This window comes from Aeromonas sp. EERV15 (assembly GCF_900079845.1).
GTDB lineage: Bacteria > Pseudomonadota > Gammaproteobacteria > Enterobacterales > Aeromonadaceae > Aeromonas > Aeromonas sobria.
Map to the genome: position 1 here is coordinate 1 of NZ_FKKY02000118.1, position 465 is coordinate 465.

Annotated in this window: 1 protein-coding gene; it reads left to right on the forward strand. The window is 67.5% G+C overall.

Features of this window, described 5'->3' with window-relative positions; genetic code table 11:
• The coding region (locus BN4575_RS22225) for a hypothetical protein (RefSeq protein WP_218060805.1) at window positions 1-465 on the forward strand (465 nt) is incomplete at both ends.

A 465-nucleotide genomic window follows, 5' to 3' on the forward strand; every position in this document is an offset into this window, starting at 1 on the left:
CACGAGCAACGCCGCGTGCGACGCGAACCTGTCGGACCGCATCGTCGGGCACTTCGACTTCGAGATCGACCCGGGCTCCGGCGCCGGGCAGATCGACGGCACCGTGCGGACGACGCTCGACAGCGAAGGCAAGCCCGTGAACGCGCACGGCGACGCCTTCGTCACGCCGGCCGCCGCGAACGGCTGGACCACGGGGCAAAACAACTTCCGCTGGTGGTACCGGGACAACGACGACTACAACAGGACGCTCATCACCACGATCGACCTGCTCGAGACGACCCCCGGCAGCTTCGTGTACGAGCGGCAGCCGTTCTGGCCGCTGGACGTCAACCAGCCCGGCGGGGATCCCGTGCTCGAGAGCCTGCTCGCCACCAACCAGGAGGTGGCGCAGAACGGCGACGGTGGCCAGAGGCACAACTTCTACTTCACGAGCGAGATCCGCTACTGGTTCCAGTACACGGCGGG